Here is a 20,380-nt window from a genome sequence, read left to right on the forward strand (position 1 = left end):
CCGGATCATGCTCACGCCGGCTTGAGCAGGACGTGCTTTTTCTTCCCCATCGAAAGCTTGATGACGCCTTCCGGCGTGAGGTTGGACGGCGTCAGAACCATCTTCTCGTCGGTGACGGCGACATCGTTGACGCGCAAGCCGCCACCCTTGATCTGGCGCCGTGCCTCGCCGTTCGAGGCCACGAGGCCGGCCTTGACGAAGGCGCCCAGGACGCCGATGCCGGCCTCGAGCTCGCCGCGCGAAACTTCCACGGTGGGCAGGCTCTCCGCGATCGCGCCTTGCTCAAAAGTCTGCCGGGCGGTTTCGGCGGCCGTATTGGCGGCGTCGCGACCGTGCAGCAGCGCGGTGGCCTCCGTCGCCAGCACCTTCTTGGCTTCGTTGATCTCGCCGCCCTGCAGCGCCGCCAGCTTTGCGATCTCGCTCATCGGCAGGATCGTGAACAGCTTTAGAAACTTGACGACGTCGGCGTCCTCGACGTTGCGCCAGTATTGCCAGAAATCGTAGGGCGAGAACTGGTCGGCGTTGAGCCACACCGCGCCCTGCGCGGTCTTGCCCATCTTGGCGCCGGAGGCCGTCGTCAGCAGCGGCGTCGTCAGAGCGAACAATTGCGCCGTGCCCATGCGGCGGCCGAGATCGACGCCGTTGACGATGTTGCCCCATTGGTCGGAGCCGCCCATCTGCAGCCGGCATCCGGTGCGCCGCGCCAGCTCGACGAAGTCGTAGGCCTGGCAGACCATGTAGTTGAATTCGATAAAGCTCATCTCCTGCTCGCGTTCGAGACGCAGCCGCACCGAGTCCATCGTCAGCATGCGGTTGACGGAGAAATGCCGGCCGATATCGCGCAGCATCTCGATCCAGTTCAACTTCGTCAGCCACTCGGCGTTGTCGAGCATGATGGCGTCGCTGGGGCCGGAACCGTAGTTCAGTACCTTCGCGAACACGCCACGGATCGAGGCCTTGTTGGCCTCGATTTCCTCGATCGAGCGGATGGCGCGCGATTCATCCTTGCCGGAAGGGTCGCCGACCATGGTGGTGCCGCCGCCCATCAGGGTGATCGGCTTGTTGCCGCTCTGCTGCAGCCAGTGCAGCATCATCATCGTCAGGTAGTTGCCGATATGCAGCGACGGGGCCGTGCAGTCGTAGCCGACATAGGCGGTCGCCTGGCCCTTGGCGGCAAGCGCGTCGAGGCCCTCGAAATCGGAACATTGGTGGATGAAGCCGCGTTCCTGTAAAATGTTCAGGAAATCTGATTTAAATGCGGTCATGGGCAGGCTGCTCTGATCATTCTATTTTCACTGTAATTGTAACGATTTGCGGAAACCATGGCGGAACAGGCTGCCGCAAGGCCGGGCGCTGTGGCATTATAAGATGTCCGTGTTTGGCACAAGCTGGTCGTCGTCGGCGGGACGAATCGAGCAGGGCGTCGCAAAGGCACGATTACAATGATGTTGACGGCACTTGGTCTGATGAGCGGCACCTCGCTGGACGGGGTCGATGTCGCTATGATTGAGACCGACGGCCGCCGGGTGAACGCCCTGGGACCGTCTGGATACCGGCCCTATACCGACGTGGAGCGCGGCCTGCTGCGACAGGCGCTGTACGAGGCCGCCGACCTGCCGGATCGCGCGGCGCGGCCGGGCTGCCTGCGCGAGGCCGAGCGGGTCGTCACGGCAGCGCACGCCGAGGCGGTAGCCGCCTTTACCGCGCAACACCGGCTGCGCTTCGACGACATCGACATCGTCGGCTTTCACGGCCAGACCGTGCTGCACCGGCCCGAGAAAAAGTTGACGGTCCAGATCGGCGACGCGGCCACCCTCGCCAAGCTGATCCACGTTCCAGTCATGTACGATTTCCGCGCTGCCGACGTCGAAGCCGGCGGGCAGGGCGCGCCGTTTGTGCCGGTCTATCACCGCGCGCTCGCCCAATCGCTGGATTGGGAGGGGCCGACGGTCGTGGTCAATATCGGCGGCGTCGCCAACATCACCTATATCGACGGCGACACGCTGATCGCCTGCGACACCGGTCCGGGCAACGCGCTGCTCGACGACTACATGTTCCGCTGGCTGAACCAGCGCTTCGATAACGAGGGCCGCACCGCCGCGCTGGGCAAGGTCGATGCGGCCTGGATCAACCGCGCGCTGCAGATGCCGTTCTTTTCGCTGCCGCCGCCGAAATCGCTCGACCGCAACGATTTCGTCGGGCTGAAGCTCGGCGATGTACCGCCCGAGGATGGCGCGGCAACGCTGACCGCATTTACCGTCGCTGCGATCGCCCGCGTGGTGCCATTGCTGCCGAAGGAGCCGAAGAACTGGATCGTGGCCGGCGGCGGCGCCCGCAACCTGACCATGCTGCGAATGCTGCGCGAGTGCCTGGAGCCCGCGACCGTCCGGGCCGCGGACACGCTGGGCTGGGCGTCCGACGCCATCGAGGCGCAGGCCTTCGGATTCCTGGCTGCGCGGGGCCTGAAAGGCCTGCCGCTGAGCTACCCCGCCACCACGGGGGTGCCGTTTCCCATGACCGGCGGGATGATCGCGCGGCCGTGAGGTCAGACACCCGTCGGCGGTGCACCGCGAGCTCAAACACAAAACTTCGAAAACAACCCCATGCAAAGTAGGAATGGGGCGCCCGTTGGCGCCATCGAAACTGCTTGCATCCGGGGCACGGGACGGCGGGCACACGCCTTGTTGTGTACTCCGGCAGGCGGCCAGTTGACAGATCAATGCATTTGCATCTAAATAGATGCAGGTGCATTAATCTGGAGGATTGCCATGGCCGCTTCCCTTAAGCTCATCAGCCACAAGCTTTGCCCCTATGTGCAGCGTGCGGTGATCGCGCTCACCGAAAAGGGCGTTCCGTTCGAGCGGATCGATATCGATCTCGCCAACAAGCCCGACTGGTTTCTGAAGATTTCGCCGCTCGGCAAGGTGCCGGTGCTGCTTGTCGAAACCGCGGGCGGCGAAGTCGCGCTGTTCGAGAGCAATGTCATCTGCGAATACATCGAGGAGACCCAAGGCGGAACAAAACTGCATCCGCAGGATCCACTGCAGCGGGCGCAACATCGCGCGTGGATGGAGTTCGGCTCGACGATTCTGGGCGAGCTCTGGGGCCTGGAAACAACGGGTGATCCCGCGGTATTTGAAACCAAGCGGAAGGCGGTAGCCGCGAAGTTCGCGCAGGTCGAGAAAACGCTCGGCGCCGGACCGTTCTTTGTGGCCAGGGATTTCAGCCTGGTGGATGCGGTGTTTGCACCGATCTTCCGCTATTTCGACGTGTTCGATCAGCTGATCGATCTCTCGGTGTTCGCCGATACGCCCAAGGTGCGCGCATGGCGAAAGGCGCTGGCGCAGCGGCCGAGCGTGCGTACGGCGGTCGGGCCCGATTATCCGCAATTGCTGCATGCGTTCCTGGTGCGGCATGACGCGCATATGCTGAAGCTGGCGGCTTAGGCACCGCGATGTCGCCGCAGGTCGCCTGGGTCGCGCTCGTCACCGCCGGCCTTCTCGACGTCGGCTGGGCGATTTCGATGAAATATGCCGATGGCTATACGCGCCTCGGCTGGAGCATCGCCTCGCTGGTCATGCTGGCGGCGTTCGTCTTCCTGCTCGGGCGGGCGCTGCAGGTGCTGGAGATCGGCGTCGCCTACACGGTGTGGACCGGCATCGGCGCGGTCGGCACGCTGACCATGGGCGTCTTGTTGTTCGGCGAGGCGCTGAGCCCGATGAAGATCGCGGGCATCATGCTCGTGCTGATCGGGATCGCGGCGCTGAAATTCGCGCCGGGATAATATCGTAGGATGGGTGGAGCGAAGCGATACCCATCATTCCGGCGGCGATGGTGATGGGTTTCGCTTCGCTCTACCCATCCTACGCATCACAACCCGGTCGGTCTCACCGCACGTTGGCGAGCCGCATGTCGAGATAGCCGGTCACCGTCTCCATCAGCGGCTCCAGCTTGCCGTCGAAGAAATGGTTGGCGCCCGGGATGATCTGCTGATCGATCACGATGCCCTTTTGGGTCTTCAGTTTCTCGACCAGCGTGTTGACGTCCTTCGGCGGCACCACCGCATCCTTCTCGCCGTGCACGATCAGGCCCGAGGACGGGCAGGGCGCGAGGAAGGAAAAGTCATAGAGATTGGCGGGCGGTGCGATCGAGATAAAACCTTCGACCTCGGGCCGGCGCATCAAAAGCTGCATGCCGATCCAGGCGCCGAACGAGAAGCCGGCGACCCAGCAGGCGCGCGCTTCGGGATTGATGGTCTGTGCCCAGTCCAGCGCGGAAGCCGCGTCCGACAATTCGCCGGTGCCGTGATCGAACGAACCCTGGCTGCGGCCCACGCCGCGAAAATTGAAGCGCAGTACCGAGAAACCGCGGTGCGCAAACGCGTAGTAGCACTGGTAGACGATCTGGTGATTCATCGTGCCGTGGAACTGCGGGTGCGGATGCAGGATCATCGCGATCGGCGCGTTCTTCTGCTTGGCCGGGTGATAACGGCCTTCGAGGCGGCCCGCAGGGCCGGTAAAAATGACTTCAGGCATTGATGATCCTTGGAAGGCTTCCTTGGGCAACGGACGTGATCTGGCGGAAAAAATGTGATCAAGCGTCGTTGGGCGATGCGCGGACGGGCGCTCCCGTGAACTGGTTGCGGCCTTCTAGCATGAGGCGAGGGGCAAAAAGCAAGCATCTTGAACATCTGGAAGGCCGTTCAAGGCGTTAGACGATGATTGTAAGAGACGGCGCGATCCCCAATTGCGATAAGGCGTCCGGCGCCGACGTGGGGCCGATACTCGCGGAAGCTGTTGGCCGATATAGGTAGTATTGTACGGAAATGCCCGACCGGGTCTATCTCGACTGGAATGCGACGACGCCGCTTCGCCCCGAGGCCAGGCAGGCGATGGCGGCTGCGTGGGAGGTGGCCGGCAATCCGTCCTCGGTCCATGCCGAAGGGCGTCACGCGCGCCGGCTGGTCGAGGATGCCCGCGCCGCCGTCGCGGCGGCCGTCGGCGCCCGGCCGCAGGATATCGTGTTTACGTCAGGTGGCACGGAGGCGAATGCGCTGGCGCTGACGCCGGGACTGCGCCGGGGCCCGGGTGAACCGACCCGCCGGCTATTGGTCTCGGCCATCGAACATACGTCGGTGCTGTCGGGCGGGCGTTTCGCGCCGGAGGCGATCGGGACTATCCAGGTCACCAGATCCGGCCTGATCGACATCGACCATCTGCGGAAGCTGGTTGCTGCGGGGCAGCCGGCGCTTGTTTCGGTCATGCTGGCCAACAACGAGACCGGCGCGCTTCAACCGGTCGTTGAAGTCGCTGACATCGTGCATGAAGCAGGTGGGCTGCTGCACGTCGACGCGATTCAGGCGCTTGGAAAAATACCATTTGATATCAAAATGATGAAGGCTGATCTGGTTACGCTTTCTGCGCACAAGATCGGCGGCCCCAAGGGCGCCGGTGCGCTGGTCCTGGCGGAGGACGTGCAGGGGCTGGAGCCGCTGCTGCGTGGCGGTGGTCAGGAGTTGGGTCGCCGGGCCGGCACCGAGAATGTCGCGGGGATCGCGGCGTTTGGCGCCGCCGTACGGGCTGCCATGGCCGCCCCGGAAGGCGATGCAGCCCGGCTGCGGGACCTGAGGAACCGACTTGAGGCCGGCCTGAAGCAAACGCCCGACATGATCGTATTTTCCGAGGATGCGCCTCGGTTGCCCAATACCACTTTGTTCACGGTTCCCGGGCTGAAGGCCGAAACAGCCGTGATTGGCTTCGATCTCGGCGGTATTGCGGTATCCTCAGGCTCGGCCTGCTCGTCCGGCAAGGTCCAGCCATCTCACGTCCTCGAGGCCATGGGCGTCGGCAAGGAACTGGCGCAGGGAGCGGTGCGGCTCAGTCTGGGCTGGTCTACCACGGAGGCAGACATTGATTTGGCCCTTCAGGCTTGGCGAAAGCTCGCCGATGCCTTACTTAGAGGGCGACGAAACACGGCTTGAAACGTTCTAAGTCTGTTTCGCCGGAACGCTTCGTCACTGATTTGTTTGGAATTGTTCCACCGCGGTCCTTGAAACCGCGAGCGGAGGATTGAATGCCAGCCGTACAAGAGACGGTCGAGCGCGTGAAGCGCATCGACGTCGACCAATATCGATATGGGTTTGAGACACTTATCGAGTCCGACAAGGCCCCCAAGGGTCTCTCGGAAGACACCGTCCGCTTCATCTCCGCAAAGAAGAACGAACCGGCCTGGATGCTGGAATGGCGTCTGGAGGCCTATCGCCGCTGGCTGACCATGACCGAGCCGACCTGGGCCCGCGTCAACTATCCCAGGATCGACTACCAGGATCTTTATTACTACTCGGCGCCGAAGCCGAAGAAGCAGATCGGCTCGCTGGACGAGATCGATCCGGAAATCCTCAAGACCTACGAGAAGCTCGGCATCCCCTTACGTGAAGTCGAGGTGCTGGAAGGCGTCGTCAAGCCGGCAGGCGAGCGCAAGATCGCGGTCGACGCCGTGTTCGATTCGGTTTCCGTCGCCACCACCTTCCAGAAGGAGCTGAAGGACGCCGGCGTGATCTTCATGCCGATCTCGGAAGCGATCCGCGAGCATCCCGAACTGGTGAAGAAGTATCTCGGCACGGTCGTGCCGACCTCGGACAATTACTTCGCGACGCTGAACTCGGCGGTGTTTTCCGACGGCTCGTTCGTCTACGTGCCGCCGGGCGTACGCTGCCCGATGGAGCTGTCGACCTATTTCCGCATCAACGAGCGCAACACCGGCCAGTTCGAGCGCACGCTGATCATCGCCGACAAGGGCGCTTACGTCAGCTATCTCGAAGGCTGCACCGCGCCGCAGCGCGACGAGAACCAGTTGCACGCCGCCGTGGTCGAACTGGTCACGCTCGACGATGCCGAGATCAAATATTCGACGGTGCAGAACTGGTACCCCGGCAATTCCGAGGGCGTCGGCGGTATCTACAATTTCGTCACCAAGCGTGGCGACTGCCGCGGCAACAATTCCAAGATCTCCTGGACCCAGGTCGAGACCGGGTCGGCGATCACCTGGAAATATCCGAGCTGCATCCTGCGCGGCGACAATTCGCGCGGCGAGTTCTATTCGATCGCGATCTCGAACGGTCACCAGCAGGTCGATAGCGGCACCAAGATGATTCATCTCGGCAAGAACACGACGAGCCGGATCATCTCCAAGGGCATCGCGGCCGGCGTGTCGCAGAACACCTATCGCGGCCTCGTCACCGCCCATCGCAAGGCGACCGGCGCGCGCAATTTTACGGCCTGCGACTCGCTCCTGATCGGCGACAAATGCGGTGCGCATACCGTGCCTTATGTAGAGGCGAAGAATTCGTCGGCGCAGTTCGAGCATGAAGCGACGACGTCGAAAATTTCCGAGGACGTGCTGTTCTACTGCATCCAGCGCGGCCTCAGCCAGGAGGAAGCCGTCGGCCTCGTGGTCAACGGCTTTGTGAAGGACGTGTTGCAGCAACTACCGATGGAGTTTGCGGTTGAGGCGCAGAAGCTGATCTCGATCTCGCTGGAAGGAAGCGTGGGGTAGTGCGTCGATGGTTGCAAAGGACGAACTTGTCGCCGCTCACGGTCACAGCATAAACAATCGTGGCCAACTGGATGCGAGCAGTGCGGCTGGATGTTTCTTTTGCAAATCGACGTTCGCGCCCGGCGAGGTAACTGATTGGTGCGACGAAGGGCAGACGGCGCTTTGTCCGAAATGCGGAATAGATTCGGTTCTGGGCAGTCACGCAGGTCTGCCAATTGCTGATCCGGCGTTTCTGGAAGCGATGCACCAGCATTGGTTTGAAAGGTAATTCTGATGTCACTACTCGAAGTCAAAGATCTGAAGGTTCGCGTCGAGGAGCGTGAGATTCTCCACGGGCTGACGCTGACGGTGAACCCGGGCGAGGTGCATGCGATCATGGGGCCGAACGGCTCCGGCAAATCTACGCTGTCCCATGTCATCGCCGGCAAGCCGGGCTATGAAGTGACCGGCGGCGAAATCCTGTTCAAGGGCGAGGACCTGCTGGAGATGGCGCCGGACGCGCGCGCCGCCAAGGGCGTGTTCCTGGCGTTCCAGTACCCGGTCGAAATCCCCGGCGTCGCGACCATGACGTTCCTGCGCACCGCGCTCAACGCCCAGCGCAAGGCTCGCGGCGAGAGCGAATATTCAACGCCGGACTTTCTGAAAAAGGTCCGCGCGGTAGCAAAGTCACTGAACATCCCGCAGGACATGCTCAAGCGCGGCGTCAATGTCGGGTTTTCCGGCGGCGAGAAGAAGCGCAACGAGATCTTGCAGATGGCGCTGTTCGAGCCTGCCGTCTGCATTCTCGATGAAATGGATTCCGGCCTCGACATCGACGCGCTGCGCGTCGCGGCCGACGGCGTCAACGCGCTGCGTTCGCCGGACCGCGCCATGGTGGTGATCACACACTACCAGCGGCTCCTCAATTATATCGTGCCTGATTTCGTGCACGTGATGTCGAAGGGCCGGGTCGTCAAAAGCGGCGGCAAGGATCTGGCGCTGGAACTGGAAGCTTCCGGCTACGCCCAGTTCGAAGACGCAGCCTGACAGGGATCGTGATGAATTTGGCTTTGGCTAAGAACGAGACGGGACGCGCGCTGAGCGACAGCTTTGCCGTTGCGCGCGACCGGCTGCCGGGCACCGGCAGGGTCGCCGAGGCGCGAAGCGCCGCCTTCGAGGCCTATGACCGCGTAGGCTTGCCGCACCGCCGGCTCGAGGACTGGAAATATACCGATCTGCGCGCGCTGATGCGCGAAGTGCTGCCGCTTGCGCCTGCGCCGGATGCGGCGGCGCTGAAGCGAGCTGCAACGGCCGTGAAACTGCAGTCGATCAAGGGCCTGCGCAGGCTGGTGCTGGTTGACGGCGTGTTCGTGCCAAAACTTTCCGAGCTGGACGGGCTGGAGAAGGGCGTTGCCGTCGGAACCTTGCGCGGCGTTCTGGAATCCGGCGAAGCCACTTTGCAGGGCCAATTGTTGACGCTCGACAACGCCAATCCGATGGTCGCGCTCAACACTGCGATGATGACCGACGGCGTGGTGATCCAGATCGCCAATGGCGTCGTGCTGACGCAACCGCTGCAAATCATTCATGTTGCGACGGGTACCACTCCCGCGGCGATGTTCACCCGCTCGCTGCTGCGGCTCGGCAAGGACGCCGGCGCGACGCTGGTGGAAAGCTACATCGCAGCCGATGGGGCGAAGACCTATCAGGTCCACGACTCGCTGGTTATCGCGATCGGTGACAATTCGCGGCTCGACCATGTCCGCCTGGTCGAGGACAGCCGTGAGGCCGTCAATATCTCCTCCGCCGTGTTCACGTTGGGTGCGCATGCGCACCTCAACACCTTCGGCATGACCTCGGGCGCTGCCGTCAGCCGCTACCAGGCGACCATCACCTTCGCCGGCGAGGGCTCCCGGGTCGAGACCAACGGCGTCAATCTGCTCAATGGCCGCCAGCACGCCGACACCACGCTGTTCATGGACCACGCCGTGGCGCATTGCGCCAGCCGTGAGGTGTTCCGTGCCGTCGCCGACGACCGCGCCCATTCGGTGTTCCAGGGCCGCATCATCGTGCGTCCCCACGCGCAGAAGACCGATGCCAAGATGATGACGCGGGCGCTGTTGCTGTCCGACGAGGCCGAGGCCGACAACAAGCCGGAGCTGGAAATCTTCGCTGACGACGTTACCTGCGGCCATGGCGCCACCACCGGCGCGCTCGATGAGAGCCTGCTGTTTTACCTGCGCGCCCGCGGCCTGTCCGAAAAGGAGGCCCAGGCGCTGCTGATCCAGGCTTTTGTGGGCGAAGCGATTGAATCGATCGTCAACGATGACCTGCGCGAACTTGCGATCACAGCCGCGCAGCGCTGGCTGGAGGCAAGGGGATGACAATGCATCCGGCGGTTTCCAACGGTGCATATGACGTCGCCCGCGTGCGGGAGGATTTCCCCGCGCTGGCGATGAAGGTTTATGGCAAGCCGCTGGTCTATCTCGACAACGCCGCTTCCGCGCAGAAGCCGACCGCCGTGCTCGACCGCATGACGGAAGCCTACAAAAGCGAATACGCCAACGTGCATCGCGGCCTGCATTACCTCGCCAATGCCGCGACCGAGGCGTACGAGGGCGGCCGCGCCAAGGTGGCAAAGTTCCTCAACGCCGCGCGCACCGAAGAGATCGTCTTCACCCGCAACGCCACCGAGGCGATCAACCTCGTGGCGTCGTCCTGGGGCGAGCCCAACATCAAGGCCGGCGACGAGATCGTGATCTCCATCATGGAGCATCACTCGAACATCGTACCCTGGCACTTTTTGCGCGAGCGCCACGGCGCCGTGATCAAATGGGCGCCGGTCGATGACGAAGGTAATTTCCTGATCGACGAGTTCGAGAAGCTGCTGACCGACCGCACCAAGATCGTCGCGATCACGCAGATGTCGAACGCGCTCGGCACCATCGTTCCGGTCAAGGACGTCGTGAAGCTGGCGCACGCACGCGGCATTCCGGTATTGATCGACGGCAGCCAGGCCGCTGTGCATCTGGCGATCGACGTCCAGGACATCGACGCCGATTTCTACGTCTTCACCGGTCACAAGCTGTACGGCCCGACCGGCATTGGTGTGCTCTATGCCAAGCATGAGCATCTGGTCGCGATGCGTCCGTTTAACGGTGGCGGCGAGATGATCCGCGAAGTCGCCCGCGACTGGGTCACCTATGGCGACCCGCCGCACAAGTTCGAGGCGGGCACGCCCGCGATCGTGGAATCGATCGGGCTGGGCGCTGCGATCGACTACGTCAATTCGATCGGCAAGGAGCGAATCGCCGCCCACGAGCACGATCTTCTGACCTACGCCCAGGATCGGCTGCGCGAAATCAACTCGCTGCGCCTGATCGGCACCGCGCGCGGCAAGGGACCGGTGATTTCCTTCGAGATGAAGGGCGCCCATGCCCATGACGTCGCGACCGTGATCGACCGGCAAGGAATTGCGGTGCGCGCCGGCACCCATTGCGTGATGCCGCTTTTAGAGCGGTTCAATGTCACAGCCACCTGCCGCGCGTCGTTTGGAATGTATAATACCCGGGAAGAAGTCGACCATCTGGCACAGGCGCTGATCAAGGCGCGGGAATTGTTCTCATGAGTGATACGGCCGAAGTCAAAACCGCCAACATGGAAACCCAGTCGGCGCTGCCGCCGGAGGAGACCGAGCGGCTCGGGACCGAAATCGTCGCCGCGCTAAAGACGGTGTTCGATCCGGAAATCCCCGCTGACATTTACGAGCTCGGCCTGATCTACAAGGTCGACCTCAAGGACGACCGCGGCGTCGACGTGACGATGACGCTGACCACGCCGAACTGTCCGGCGGCCGGCGAACTGCCGACCATGGTGGAGAACGCGGTCGCGAGCGTTCCCGGCGTCGGCGTCGTCAATGTGAACCTGGTTTGGGACCCGGCCTGGACACCGGATCGCATGTCCGACGAGGCGCGCCTCGTTCTGAATATGTGGTGAGTTGCGTGAGGGCTTAACGGCTTTAATGACTGGCATTGAATTGCCGCTGGAAATGATCACATGACTGATATGACACCCGCTTCACCCGCGCCAGCCGCCAAGCCGAAGCCGCGGCCTCGCCCGCAGGTCATGAAACTGACCGAGGCGGCCGCACAGCGGATTACGGAGCTGACCAAGCGCGCCGATTCCGAGATCGTGGGCTTGCGCGTCGGCATCAAGAACGGCGGCTGCGCCGGGCAGTCGTACACGGTGGAATACGCCCATGAGGTTCGTCCGACTGACGAAGTGGTCGAGGACCGGGGCGTAAAGATCCTGGTCGATCCCAAGGCGGTGTTGTTCCTGCTCGGCACCGAGATGGACTACAAGGCCGACAAGATGCAGGCCCAGTTCATCTTCAACAATCCGAACCAGGTCTCCGCCTGCGGCTGCGGCGAGTCCGTGCAACTGACGGCCGCGAAGGTTTAGGTTCACCCACCGACCTCATCCTGAGGAGCGCGCACCGCGCGCGTCTCGAAGGAGGGCCGGAGGCGAGATAGGGGCCTCATGGTTAGAGACGCCGCAAGCGGCTCCTCACCAAGAGGGGATGACGTCGGGGCTGAGGCCACATGGACCGCGATTTCCTGATCGACCTGTTCGCCGATTTCGGTCCGGTCACGATCCGCAAGATGTTTTCCGGCTACGGCATCTCTGCCGACGGCACCAACTTCGCACTCGCGCTGCGCGCTGGGCTTTATCTTCGTGCCGATGAACAAACGATTCCGCAATTCGAAGCCGAGGGATCGCAACCATTCCAATATCAGACGCGGACCAAGACGGTCACTGTGAACTCGTACTGGCAGTTGCCGGCGCGGCTGTTTGACGATTCCGAGGAACTGGCGGATTGGGCGCGGGCGGCGCTGGCCGCGGCGCAACGTGCGGCGCTTCGCAAACGGCCGAAGGCACGCAAGGCGGTGAAGCCGAAGGTTTCGAGCAAGGCTGTGAGCAAGCCGGCTGCTGTCCGCAAGCCGGCGGCGAAGCGGCGGGCAACGAAGGCGAGGAAAGCGCCGCGCCGGTAATTGGCGCTCAGGCGACCTGGCTGCGGCTTTCGGCGGCGTATTCGGGGTCGACTTCGCAGATCACGCGGTTGCGGCCGTTGCGCTTGGCGGCGTAGAGACAGGCGTCGGCGCGCTCGATCAATGAATCCGTATCATCGTCCGGTTTAAGCATGGAGACGCCGACGGAGATGGTGACGCGGCCGAGAATTTCGCCGGTGGATTTCTTCTTCAACTCCTTCGCCATCACGGCGCGGCGGATGTGGTCGGCGACCGTCAGCGCCTGACGCAGCCCCGTGTTGGGCAGCACCACCGCAAATTCCTCGCCGCCATAGCGGGCGGTGATGTCCTGGCCCTTGATGGTCTGCTTCAGCGACATCGCCACCAGCCGCAGCACCTGATCGCCGGTGAGATGGCCGTAGGAATCGTTGAACGATTTGAAATGATCGATGTCGAACATCAGGAGCGACAGCGGCTCGCCGCTTGCCAGCGCCGCCCGAACCGCCATGTCGAACGAGCGGTCGAAATATTTACGGTTGCCCAATCCGGTCAGCGGATCGGTCAGGCTCTCGGCGCGGATCGCTTCGAGGCTGTGCTGAAGATTGCTGATCTCGGTCTTCGACAGCGTCAGGCGATTCTCCAGCGCCTTGTTGGTCTCTTGCATTTCGTGGGTCGATTTCATCAGGCCGTCGACGACCGCCTTGATCTGTTCGCGGCTCGTTGCGTTCCTGAGCTTCTCGTTCGCACCGGTCAGCTTGGCGTCATAGCTCTGCGACATGCCGAGCGCGTCGATGATCAGGGTCATCACGTCGTCGATTTCGCCGATCACACGCGCACCGACCTTGTCGATGCGGTCGGAGGCCTTGATGTGGGAGAGATAGGTTTCGTAGATCTGTTCGAGATCGGACTCGCTCAGCCTGCCGTTGCGAGCCAGGGTCTCGTTGATGATCTTGTTGAGGGCTGCATTGTACCCGGTCGCGTAGACGTACCAGATTTCGTAATTGCGCGGGACGGCGGTTTGCCGGAGGGATTTGATCTGGCCCAACGCCACTTCGGCAAACGCCAATGTGCGTTCGTGTTCGTCCAGCAGCTTGACCACTGATCCGTCCCCAATATCGAGCAGCGCCGCTCGTTGCCGTGCCGCAATGATTAAATTATCGACGGCAGGTTAAGGGAGGAGAATGAACGGCCGGTAAACGGTTCCGGCCGCACGGCGCGTGGCGGATTCGTTCAGACGCGGGCGCGAACCGGCCGCAACAGGAACGCCGGAAGATGCGAGTGATCGGCGGGCTCCGATTCAGCATCGCGCTGGGCGCGCCGTGGTTCCGGACGACCGATCGAGGGCACGCGCGAAGGCTGTGCAGGGGCGGGCGGTGTGAAGGCTGGGGCCGCTGCCTGCGGCTGCGGGCCGGCACTGCGGCCGTTGCCCTTGGCATGCCGCGGTTCGCGTTCGCTGCGCTTGTCAGTACCCTTATCCGCACCTTTGGCGGCGCGCGGTTCGCGTTCGCTGCCATCGCTACCCCTGGCAGCACGTGGCTCGCGTTCACGCCGCGGCTTGCGGCCGCCGCGCGAACCATCCCGGGAACCCTCGCGTGAGCGATGTTCGCGCGGCTGGTCGCTCTCGCCGGACGAATCGGCGGCCACGGCATAATCGCCTTCCGCGGGGGGAATGTTTTGCCCGATCAGCCGTTCGATCGCGGCGATCGATTTGTTGTCGAGCGAGGTGACGATCGAAATCGCGGTGCCGGCGCGTCCGGCGCGGCCAGTGCGGCCGATGCGATGCACGTAGTCGTCGGCATGGTGCGGCACATCGAAATTGAAGACGTGGCTGACGGCGGGAATGTCGAGGCCGCGGGCGGCGACGTCGGAGGCGACCAGCAACGGAATCTCGCCCTTGCGGAATTGATCCAGAGCTGCGGTGCGCGCCGACTGGTCCATGTCGCCATGCAGTGCACCGACGCTGAAGCCGTGCTTCTGCAGCGACTTGTAAACAACGGCAACTTCGCGCTTGCGATTGCAGAAGATGATCGCGTTGTTGAGATCCTTGGCGTCGCGCAACAGGCGGCGAAGCAGTTCGCGCTTCTCGTGCGGCTCGCGTCCGCCGCGAACCTGGAACTGCGATACGCCCACCGCGGTCGTGGCGGGCTTGGAGACCTCGATGCGCTCGGGATTGTGCAGGAAGTCCTGGCTGATGCGGCTGATTTCCGGCGGCATCGTCGCGGTGAAGAACAGTGTCTGCCGCGTGAACGGGACCAGCTTGCAGACGCGCTCGATGTCGGGGATGAAGCCCATGTCCAGCATGCGATCGGCTTCGTCGATGACCAGCAGTTCGACGCCGGTGAGCAAGAGACCGCCGCGTTCGGTGTGGTCGAGCAGACGGCCGGGGGTCGCGATCAGGACGTCGACGCCGCGCGTCAGTTTGGTGTCCTGGTCGCCGAACGAGACGCCGCCGATCAGGAGGGCTACGTTGAGTTTCTGGCCGACGCCGTATTTGTCGAAATTCTCTTTCACCTGTGCCGCGAGTTCGCGGGTCGGTTCGAGGATCAGGGTGCGGGGCATTCGGGCCCGGGCGCGGCCCTTTTCCAGCATGGTGAGCATGGGCAGGACGAAGGCAGCGGTCTTGCCGGTGCCGGTCTGGGCGATGCCGAGAACGTCTCGCCGTGCGAGAACGTGGGGGATCGCCTGTTCCTGGATGGGGGTAGGGGTCGTGTAACCTGAAGCCGCAACAGCGGCGAGAACCTTATCGGAAAGGCCGAGATGGGAAAAAGACATTGAGCCTCTAGTCGACACCGCCGTTCGGAATCGAGGGTAAAAAGGCTGTCGCGTTTTGCCCCGAAACGGCGCGCTTTTGAAAAGCTGGGGGCTCTGACTTACGCAGACGAGCGGCTAACCTAGAGAATCGCGTTTCGATCCAAGGCCGCGTTGAGGGCGAACATAGGGTCGAAATGGCCAAAGTCAATCTGGGAGCGGGCCAAAAGGCCGAAAAGCCTTAATGTTTTCGCACAAATAAGCGCAGAACCCGTCATTTGCCCGTCAAATGAACCGATGCTGGCTGGCCGGATAAAGGGGCGCTGGCAGGCCCGGAAGGAGCGCCTTGCGCCCTGAATTCGCCGGGGGTCATCCCGACAGCGATATGAAAGACCCGATAGAACGTCGCCAGACTCTCGAAGCTGCAGGCGCGGGCGACTTCCGAGACTGGCCGTCTCGGCGCCTCACGGAGCAACTGTCCGCTCAGGCGGATGCGCTGCGCGATCACGGTCCGGGAAAAGCTGTGGCCTGTGCCCTCGAACAGCATGTGCATGTGGCGGACCGAAATCCCAAGCAGGCCGGCGACCATCGCGGCCGAGAGGCTCGCTTGCGACAAATGGCGCGCAATCAGCCGGCGTGCCAGCGACAGGCGGGCCACGCGCAATGCCCGTTGTCCGCGTCGGCTTCCTGCCGCGATCATGCCGCGCTCGATCAGCGCCAGCTCGGCCAGCGCCTTGACCAGTGGCACGGATCGCGTCGTGTCACCATCCGCCATCGCCTCCTTGAAGTCGGCGAAGCTGGCTTCCACAAGGGGTGCCAATCCACGATCGCCTGATGTCTCCCGACCGACGTCGTGGCAGACCAAACCGGGCGCCGGCGTCTTGTGGATCCGTAGGCCAAAACCGTCCGCGACAGGAGGCGAGCCGCCAGGCGCCGATCTCGTATCGCAATCGAGTTCGTGCTCACCATGCATGGCGGAGGACACCTTTGCCTGCGCAAGTGCGCGTGACGTTGGAGAACTCGCTTTTCCCAGATGAACCTCGGCCTGTCCTGAAACGGGGAGCGGAAGTTCTGAAGTTTTTCTGAAATTAGGTGTGATCGGGCGCCAGAAAGGGCGTTTCCAGCCTTTTCCGGCGGATGCCGATCCGTGGTACGGAGATCGTGGCCCGGAGCACCTGACCGATGCGGTGCGATGACGGGAGCCGAGTGATTGAACCGCTGCGGTGGGGAGGCCGACTACGTCATGAAATGGCCGCAGCAGCCGGGATTGGTCGTGCCGGGGGAACCTTGATGAGGCGTTGGATTTCAAGATTTTTGGCGGCGGCCGGAATGGCTGCCGCCTTCGCGGTATCCGCCGTGCCCGCGCACGCGGAAAAGCGCGTTGCGCTCGTGGTCGGCAACAACGACTACCGGAACGTGCCCAAGCTGCAGAAGGCGGTCAACGACGCCCGCACCATGGGCGATACGCTGAAGCAGCTCGGCTTCACGGTGATGGTGGCGGAAAACCAGAACCGGCAGGCGTTCAGCCAGACGCTGCTTGCCTTCGACAGGTCGGTCGAGGCCGGCGACACTGCGTTCTTCTTCTATGCCGGCCACGGCTTTGAAATCGCCGGCCAGAATTTTCTGCTGCCGACCGACGTTCCGGCGGCGACTGAAGGCCAGGAAGAACTGGTGCGCGACGCCTCGGTTCTCGCCGACCGCATCATCGAGCGGCTGCAGAACCGCAAGGTCCGCACTGCCATTCTGGTGTTCGATGCCTGCCGCAACAATCCGTTCGAGCGCGCCGGCACGCGCGCCGTTGCCGGTGGCGGCGGGCTAGCACCGATGACGCAGTTGCCGGAAGGCGTGTTCTCGATCTTCTCGGCGGGGCCGCGGCAGACCGCGCTCGACCGGCTCTCCAACGATGATGCCAATCCCAATTCGGTGTTCACCCGCACCTTCGCGAAGCAACTGACGGAGCCCGGCGCGAACCTCGTTCAGGTTGCGCAGCGCACGCGGCGTCTGGTCAGCGAAATGGCGGAGACCGTCCGCCACAAGCAGATCCCGGTCTATTTCGACCAGATGGTCGACGACGTATTTCTGAACGGCATGGCGAGCAAGGCGCAGCCCGAAGCGGCGGCGAAGCCCGCCGAGCCGCTGCAGAAGCTGGCGGCCCTGCCGCCGGTGCAGCAGCTCAAGCCGCAGAACGATTCCGTCAACGCGCCGATCGCGATGTTCTCGCGCCACAATGGCGGCTGGACCGTGGTGTTCTCGATCGCCGATCCGACGCTCGGCATTTCCTGGCGGCTCGGGGAGGCCGGCGATTTCCGCGAGACCGGCTTCACGGATACGCTCGACCCGCGGACCCGCAAGCGGATGCCCAACCCGTCGGTAGAGCTGCCGGCGGATGCACCTGCGGCCGTGATCCAGGTGCGCTATGTCGACAGCAACGGCGAACTGCAGGGCCCGTTCCCGATCCGCTTCGATCCGGAAGCCGCCCTGATCCGCGACCAGCGCAAGATCCTCGACATGACCGCAACGAGCTGGCTGGCGTTCCGCGAATTCAACGGCCTGCTGGTCTACTACACGCATCTGATGTCGTATCGCTGCGCGATCCGCGAAGTGCGCGTCGGCATCGACTCGACGGTACCCGACAAGGTTCTGAAAATGCCGCCGTGCGATCCCCGGGATCCCAGTGTCATTCCGCACGACGCGACGCCCTATTTGAAGCTCGCCCCGCAGACCCGGTCGGTCTCGGTCGAATTGACGTATCGCGATGGCAGCGTGTCGGAGATCAAGAGTTTCCGGCGGTAGTGTTTCCGCAGGATGGGTGTAGCGGAAGCGATACCCATCGCCCACACGACGGCATTGATGGGTATCGCTGCGCTCCACTCATCTCACCGCGGCGTATTCCGCCAAGGTTGTATGATCCTGATCATCCAATGAGAGGGCGCAGCAATGCCGGCTGCTCGACGGAATAATTTCGCGCGGCAGGCAGGATGACCCAAATCAGCCTGAGTTTGTTCACCAAAACGCCGTTTGCGCACAGCGATACTGGGAGGGTTTCAAGGGGTGGGCTGCGCCGGGAAGCGAGGCCGCGCCGCCGGATATGAGTTCGTCGAGCAAGGTGTATGTAAGTGCGTATCTCAAACGTCCTCTCCAGATCCGGGCCGATCGCCGTAAGGCTGCGTTCGCCGGTATCGCTGCAGTGCTTCCCCGCAGATGATGTCAGTGCAGGCGTGCGATGTCAGAGCTGACCGCACCCGCCGTACGGCTGGGAATCCCCGCGCAGATCGGCACGTGGCCGCAATCCCGGCTCTGGCTTCTCAGTGTCGATCTTTACCCGGCGCTGGCTGCCGCTTCGCTGCCATGGTCCACGACGGCGGTTTCCGTTTTCATGGTGTTGTGGCTGCTCGTGGTCCTTCCCACGATTCGCTGGGAGGAATTTTTCGAGGCGCTGCGCGCGCCGGCGAGCTACCTGCCGCTGGCCTTGCTGGCGTTGGCGGCGGCAGGCCTGCTCTGGACAGACGATTCCTGGCCGGTCGGAATTCAAGGCTTCGTGCCAGTGTCGAAGCTGCTGGCCGTACCGTTGCTGCTCTATCACTACGAACGCTCCGAGCGCGGGCATTGGGTGCTGTTCGCGTTCCTGGCCGCCTGTGTCCTCCTCATGGGATTGTCATGGGTAACGTACTTCGCGGACTGGAAGGTGCAGCCGGGCGGGATCGCTGGCGTGCCCGTCAGAAACTACATCGACCAAAGCCATGAATTCGCGCTGTGCCTGTTCGTCATGGCGCCGCTGATCTTGTCGTTGGCGACCAACGGCCATCGCGCGTGGACCCTCGCTTTCGCGGCCGTCATGCTGGGCTTCTATCTCGACATGCGGTTCGTCGCGACCTCGCGCACGGCATTCGCCTACTTCCCGATTTTGCTGATCGTGTTTGCCGTCAAATATCTGAGTCGGCGACGCGCGACTTACTTCCTGCTGCTTGCGGCAGCCGTCGAATTCGCTGTCCTGCTCTCATCGCCCTATCTGCGTGACCGGGTCGGGCGCACGGTGGAGGACTACAAGGTCGATCGCGACACCAGTGCCGCGACCTCGAACGGCCTGCGACTGGCGTATTGGCGCGTTTCCATCAAGTCGATTTCCGAAGCGCCGGTTTTCGGCCACGGCACCGGATCGACCCTGCAGCTCTTCAGCCGCGAAGCCGAAGGCAAGAGCGGCGAATGGGCCAACATCATTCGCAACCCGCATAACCAGACGCTTTACGTCGCGATCCAGTGGGGCATGCTCGGCTGCCTCGTCCTCTATGCGATGTGGTACTTTCATCTGCAGCTGTTTCGCGGATCCTCTTTTGCATCATGGATCGGCCTGGTGGTCGTGGTGCAGAACTTCATCAGTTCGCTGCTCAATTCCCACCTGTTCGATTTCCACGAAGGCTGGGTATACGTCCTGGGCGTCGGTGTCGCGGGCGGAATGGCCGCTCGCGCGCAGCGTCTATCCGGCACTATGCAGGCTTGGAATAAACGAGCCTGATCTTGGCGACGCGGCTGGTCCCGGCCCGTCTCTCGCTACTTTTGTTGAATACGACCGAGATAGTCGACAACGGCGAGGATGCGTTTTCGCACGACGACTTCCGGGCTTTGCTCCGGCCCGGCCATCTTCCAGTAGGACGGATCAACATAGTGAGGCAGGTTGATAATGGGGTTGAACCGTTCCCCCCAGATTGGCATTTCGCGCGTGCCGTGAGCGGGAACTGTTTTCGATCCATCGATGGTTTCGTAAACGGCGTTGTGGGGAAAGACCCCGTTGTTGTTCCTGGCCAACATCGTCAGATCGGAAGGCGGCACCTTGAGCTGCTCGCGGAGAGGTCCGTTGCCTTTTCCATCCGCGCCATGACAAGTCGCGCACGAAGACTGAAATTCCAACTTGCCGATGTCGAGGTCTTGAGCCTGAGCTGCACCTGCAATTCCGGCGGAAAGGCCGGCTATCATCAACCACTTCAGGCTACTGGCGATCATATCGTGCCCCCGCCGACGGCTTCAGATAGATCTTATAGCGGGCTTTTGCTTGGTTGAGTTTGACGCAGGTCAAT

The 20,380-nt window shown here is 62.8% G+C and carries 19 protein-coding genes; 13 read left to right on the forward strand and 6 right to left on the reverse strand.

Translation table 11 applies throughout. The features are described 5' to 3' along the window. Positions 1-11 precede the first annotated feature (11 nt). Positions 12-1,265, reverse strand: a complete 1,254-nt coding sequence (tyrS, locus tag ACPPVP_RS21850; RefSeq protein WP_426524290.1) for a tyrosine--tRNA ligase — start codon at positions 1,263-1,265, stop codon at positions 12-14. 177 nt (positions 1,266-1,442) lie between these two features. On the opposite strand from tyrS, the gene ACPPVP_RS21855 reads away from it, so the two are divergent. From ACPPVP_RS21855 to ACPPVP_RS21865, 3 genes are all read left to right on the forward strand, one after another. Further along, on the forward strand, positions 1,443-2,543 hold the full coding sequence (locus ACPPVP_RS21855) for an anhydro-N-acetylmuramic acid kinase (protein WP_426524292.1): 1,101 nt from the start codon (positions 1,443-1,445) through the stop codon (positions 2,541-2,543). A gap of 225 nt (positions 2,544-2,768) precedes the next feature. After that, on the forward strand, positions 2,769-3,446 hold the full coding sequence (locus tag ACPPVP_RS21860; RefSeq protein ID WP_426524294.1) for a glutathione S-transferase family protein: 678 nt from the start codon (positions 2,769-2,771) through the stop codon (positions 3,444-3,446). A gap of 8 nt (positions 3,447-3,454) precedes the next feature. Further along, a complete protein-coding gene (locus tag ACPPVP_RS21865) occupies positions 3,455-3,784 on the forward strand; it encodes a DMT family transporter (protein WP_426524296.1) in 330 nt (109 codons plus the stop codon). A gap of 103 nt (positions 3,785-3,887) precedes the next feature. On the opposite strand, the gene ACPPVP_RS21870 is transcribed toward ACPPVP_RS21865, so the two are convergent. Continuing rightward, positions 3,888-4,535, reverse strand: a complete 648-nt coding sequence (locus tag ACPPVP_RS21870; RefSeq protein ID WP_025589847.1) for an alpha/beta hydrolase — start codon at positions 4,533-4,535, stop codon at positions 3,888-3,890. A 290-nt stretch (positions 4,536-4,825) separates the two neighbouring features. On the opposite strand from ACPPVP_RS21870, the gene ACPPVP_RS21875 reads away from it, so the two are divergent. The 8 genes from ACPPVP_RS21875 (at position 4,826) to ACPPVP_RS21910 (ending at position 12,584) form a co-directional block, all read left to right on the forward strand. Next, entirely contained in the window at positions 4,826-5,980 is a 1,155-nt protein-coding gene (locus ACPPVP_RS21875) for a cysteine desulfurase family protein (protein WP_426524298.1), read from the forward strand. Positions 5,981-6,072: 92 nt separating this feature from the next. After that, positions 6,073-7,554, forward strand: coding sequence for a Fe-S cluster assembly protein SufB (gene sufB, locus ACPPVP_RS21880; protein ID WP_426524300.1), 1,482 nt, complete (start codon positions 6,073-6,075; stop codon positions 7,552-7,554). Positions 7,555-7,827: 273 nt separating this feature from the next. Beyond that, a complete protein-coding gene (gene sufC / locus ACPPVP_RS21885; RefSeq protein WP_426524302.1) occupies positions 7,828-8,580 on the forward strand; it encodes a Fe-S cluster assembly ATPase SufC in 753 nt (250 codons plus the stop codon). Between the two features lie 11 nt (positions 8,581-8,591). Next, entirely contained in the window at positions 8,592-9,917 is a 1,326-nt protein-coding gene (gene sufD, locus ACPPVP_RS21890; RefSeq protein ID WP_426524304.1) for a Fe-S cluster assembly protein SufD, read from the forward strand. Beyond that, positions 9,914-11,161 carry a cysteine desulfurase gene (locus ACPPVP_RS21895; protein ID WP_426524306.1) on the forward strand — a complete coding sequence of 416 codons (1,248 nt, stop codon included), beginning with the start codon at positions 9,914-9,916 and terminating at the stop codon, positions 11,159-11,161. The genes sufD and ACPPVP_RS21895 overlap by 4 nt, the downstream gene beginning before the upstream one ends. After that, positions 11,158-11,529 carry an SUF system Fe-S cluster assembly protein gene (locus ACPPVP_RS21900; RefSeq protein WP_025589839.1) on the forward strand — a complete coding sequence of 124 codons (372 nt, stop codon included), beginning with the start codon at positions 11,158-11,160 and terminating at the stop codon, positions 11,527-11,529. The genes ACPPVP_RS21895 and ACPPVP_RS21900 overlap by 4 nt, the downstream gene beginning before the upstream one ends. Positions 11,530-11,589: 60 nt before the next feature. Next, positions 11,590-11,994: a HesB/IscA family protein gene (locus tag ACPPVP_RS21905; RefSeq protein WP_426524308.1), complete on the forward strand. Its 405-nt coding sequence runs from the start codon at positions 11,590-11,592 to the stop codon at positions 11,992-11,994. Positions 11,995-12,134: 140 nt separating this feature from the next. Then, positions 12,135-12,584, forward strand: coding sequence for a TfoX/Sxy family protein (locus ACPPVP_RS21910; protein WP_426524310.1), 450 nt, complete (start codon positions 12,135-12,137; stop codon positions 12,582-12,584). Between the two features lie 7 nt (positions 12,585-12,591). On the opposite strand, the gene ACPPVP_RS21915 is transcribed toward ACPPVP_RS21910, so the two are convergent. The 3 genes from ACPPVP_RS21915 to ACPPVP_RS21925 all read right to left on the reverse strand — a co-directional run bounded on the left by ACPPVP_RS21915 (position 12,592) and on the right by ACPPVP_RS21925 (position 16,128). After that, positions 12,592-13,659: a GGDEF domain-containing protein gene (locus tag ACPPVP_RS21915; protein ID WP_426524312.1), complete on the reverse strand. Its 1,068-nt coding sequence runs from the start codon at positions 13,657-13,659 to the stop codon at positions 12,592-12,594. A gap of 131 nt (positions 13,660-13,790) precedes the next feature. Then, a complete protein-coding gene (locus ACPPVP_RS21920) occupies positions 13,791-15,332 on the reverse strand; it encodes a DEAD/DEAH box helicase (protein WP_426524314.1) in 1,542 nt (513 codons plus the stop codon). Between the two features lie 250 nt (positions 15,333-15,582). After that, positions 15,583-16,128 (reverse strand): helix-turn-helix transcriptional regulator, encoded by a 546-nt coding sequence (locus ACPPVP_RS21925; protein ID WP_426524316.1) that lies wholly within the window; start codon positions 16,126-16,128, stop codon positions 15,583-15,585. Between the two features lie 509 nt (positions 16,129-16,637). On the opposite strand from ACPPVP_RS21925, the gene ACPPVP_RS21930 reads away from it, so the two are divergent. Together ACPPVP_RS21930 and ACPPVP_RS21935 are read left to right on the forward strand one after the other, a co-directional pair. Further along, complete coding sequence (locus ACPPVP_RS21930) at positions 16,638-18,101, forward strand: caspase family protein (protein ID WP_426524318.1); 1,464 nt, start codon at positions 16,638-16,640, stop codon at positions 18,099-18,101. A 430-nt stretch (positions 18,102-18,531) separates the two neighbouring features. Further along, a complete protein-coding gene (locus ACPPVP_RS21935; protein WP_426524320.1) occupies positions 18,532-19,821 on the forward strand; it encodes an O-antigen ligase family protein in 1,290 nt (429 codons plus the stop codon). A gap of 35 nt (positions 19,822-19,856) precedes the next feature. Here ACPPVP_RS21935 and ACPPVP_RS21940 read toward each other — a convergent pair whose 3' ends face one another. Beyond that, on the reverse strand, positions 19,857-20,306 hold the full coding sequence (locus ACPPVP_RS21940; RefSeq protein WP_426524322.1) for a c-type cytochrome: 450 nt from the start codon (positions 20,304-20,306) through the stop codon (positions 19,857-19,859). Positions 20,307-20,380 lie beyond the last annotated feature (74 nt).

It is taken from the genome of Bradyrhizobium sp. McL0615, assembly GCF_049993905.1.
In the GTDB taxonomy this organism is placed as follows: Bacteria; Pseudomonadota; Alphaproteobacteria; order Rhizobiales; family Xanthobacteraceae; genus Bradyrhizobium.

What these genes read in the sequence shown, in the direction of transcription:
- sufD (WP_426524304.1), top strand. Translation starts at nt 8,592, where the DNA reads ATGAATTTGGCTTTGGCTAAGAACGAGACGGGACGCGCGCTGAGCGAC.
- ACPPVP_RS21875 (WP_426524298.1), top strand. Translation starts at nt 4,826, where the DNA reads ATGCCCGACCGGGTCTATCTCGACTGGAATGCGACGACGCCGCTTCGC.
- ACPPVP_RS21910 (WP_426524310.1), top strand. Translation starts at nt 12,135, where the DNA reads ATGGACCGCGATTTCCTGATCGACCTGTTCGCCGATTTCGGTCCGGTC.
- ACPPVP_RS21895 (WP_426524306.1), top strand. Translation starts at nt 9,914, where the DNA reads ATGACAATGCATCCGGCGGTTTCCAACGGTGCATATGACGTCGCCCGC.
- ACPPVP_RS21865 (WP_426524296.1), top strand. Translation starts at nt 3,455, where the DNA reads ATGTCGCCGCAGGTCGCCTGGGTCGCGCTCGTCACCGCCGGCCTTCTC.
- sufB (WP_426524300.1), top strand. Translation starts at nt 6,073, where the DNA reads ATGCCAGCCGTACAAGAGACGGTCGAGCGCGTGAAGCGCATCGACGTC.
- tyrS (WP_426524290.1), bottom strand. Translation starts at nt 1,265, where the DNA reads ATGACCGCATTTAAATCAGATTTCCTGAACATTTTACAGGAACGCGGC.
- ACPPVP_RS21905 (WP_426524308.1), top strand. Translation starts at nt 11,590, where the DNA reads ATGACTGATATGACACCCGCTTCACCCGCGCCAGCCGCCAAGCCGAAG.
- ACPPVP_RS21935 (WP_426524320.1), top strand. Translation starts at nt 18,532, where the DNA reads ATGTCAGAGCTGACCGCACCCGCCGTACGGCTGGGAATCCCCGCGCAG.
- ACPPVP_RS21920 (WP_426524314.1), bottom strand. Translation starts at nt 15,332, where the DNA reads ATGTCTTTTTCCCATCTCGGCCTTTCCGATAAGGTTCTCGCCGCTGTT.
- ACPPVP_RS21940 (WP_426524322.1), bottom strand. Translation starts at nt 20,306, where the DNA reads ATGATCGCCAGTAGCCTGAAGTGGTTGATGATAGCCGGCCTTTCCGCC.
- ACPPVP_RS21930 (WP_426524318.1), top strand. Translation starts at nt 16,638, where the DNA reads ATGGCTGCCGCCTTCGCGGTATCCGCCGTGCCCGCGCACGCGGAAAAG.
- sufC (WP_426524302.1), top strand. Translation starts at nt 7,828, where the DNA reads ATGTCACTACTCGAAGTCAAAGATCTGAAGGTTCGCGTCGAGGAGCGT.
- ACPPVP_RS21860 (WP_426524294.1), top strand. Translation starts at nt 2,769, where the DNA reads ATGGCCGCTTCCCTTAAGCTCATCAGCCACAAGCTTTGCCCCTATGTG.
- ACPPVP_RS21870 (WP_025589847.1), bottom strand. Translation starts at nt 4,535, where the DNA reads ATGCCTGAAGTCATTTTTACCGGCCCTGCGGGCCGCCTCGAAGGCCGT.
- ACPPVP_RS21900 (WP_025589839.1), top strand. Translation starts at nt 11,158, where the DNA reads ATGAGTGATACGGCCGAAGTCAAAACCGCCAACATGGAAACCCAGTCG.
- ACPPVP_RS21855 (WP_426524292.1), top strand. Translation starts at nt 1,443, where the DNA reads ATGATGTTGACGGCACTTGGTCTGATGAGCGGCACCTCGCTGGACGGG.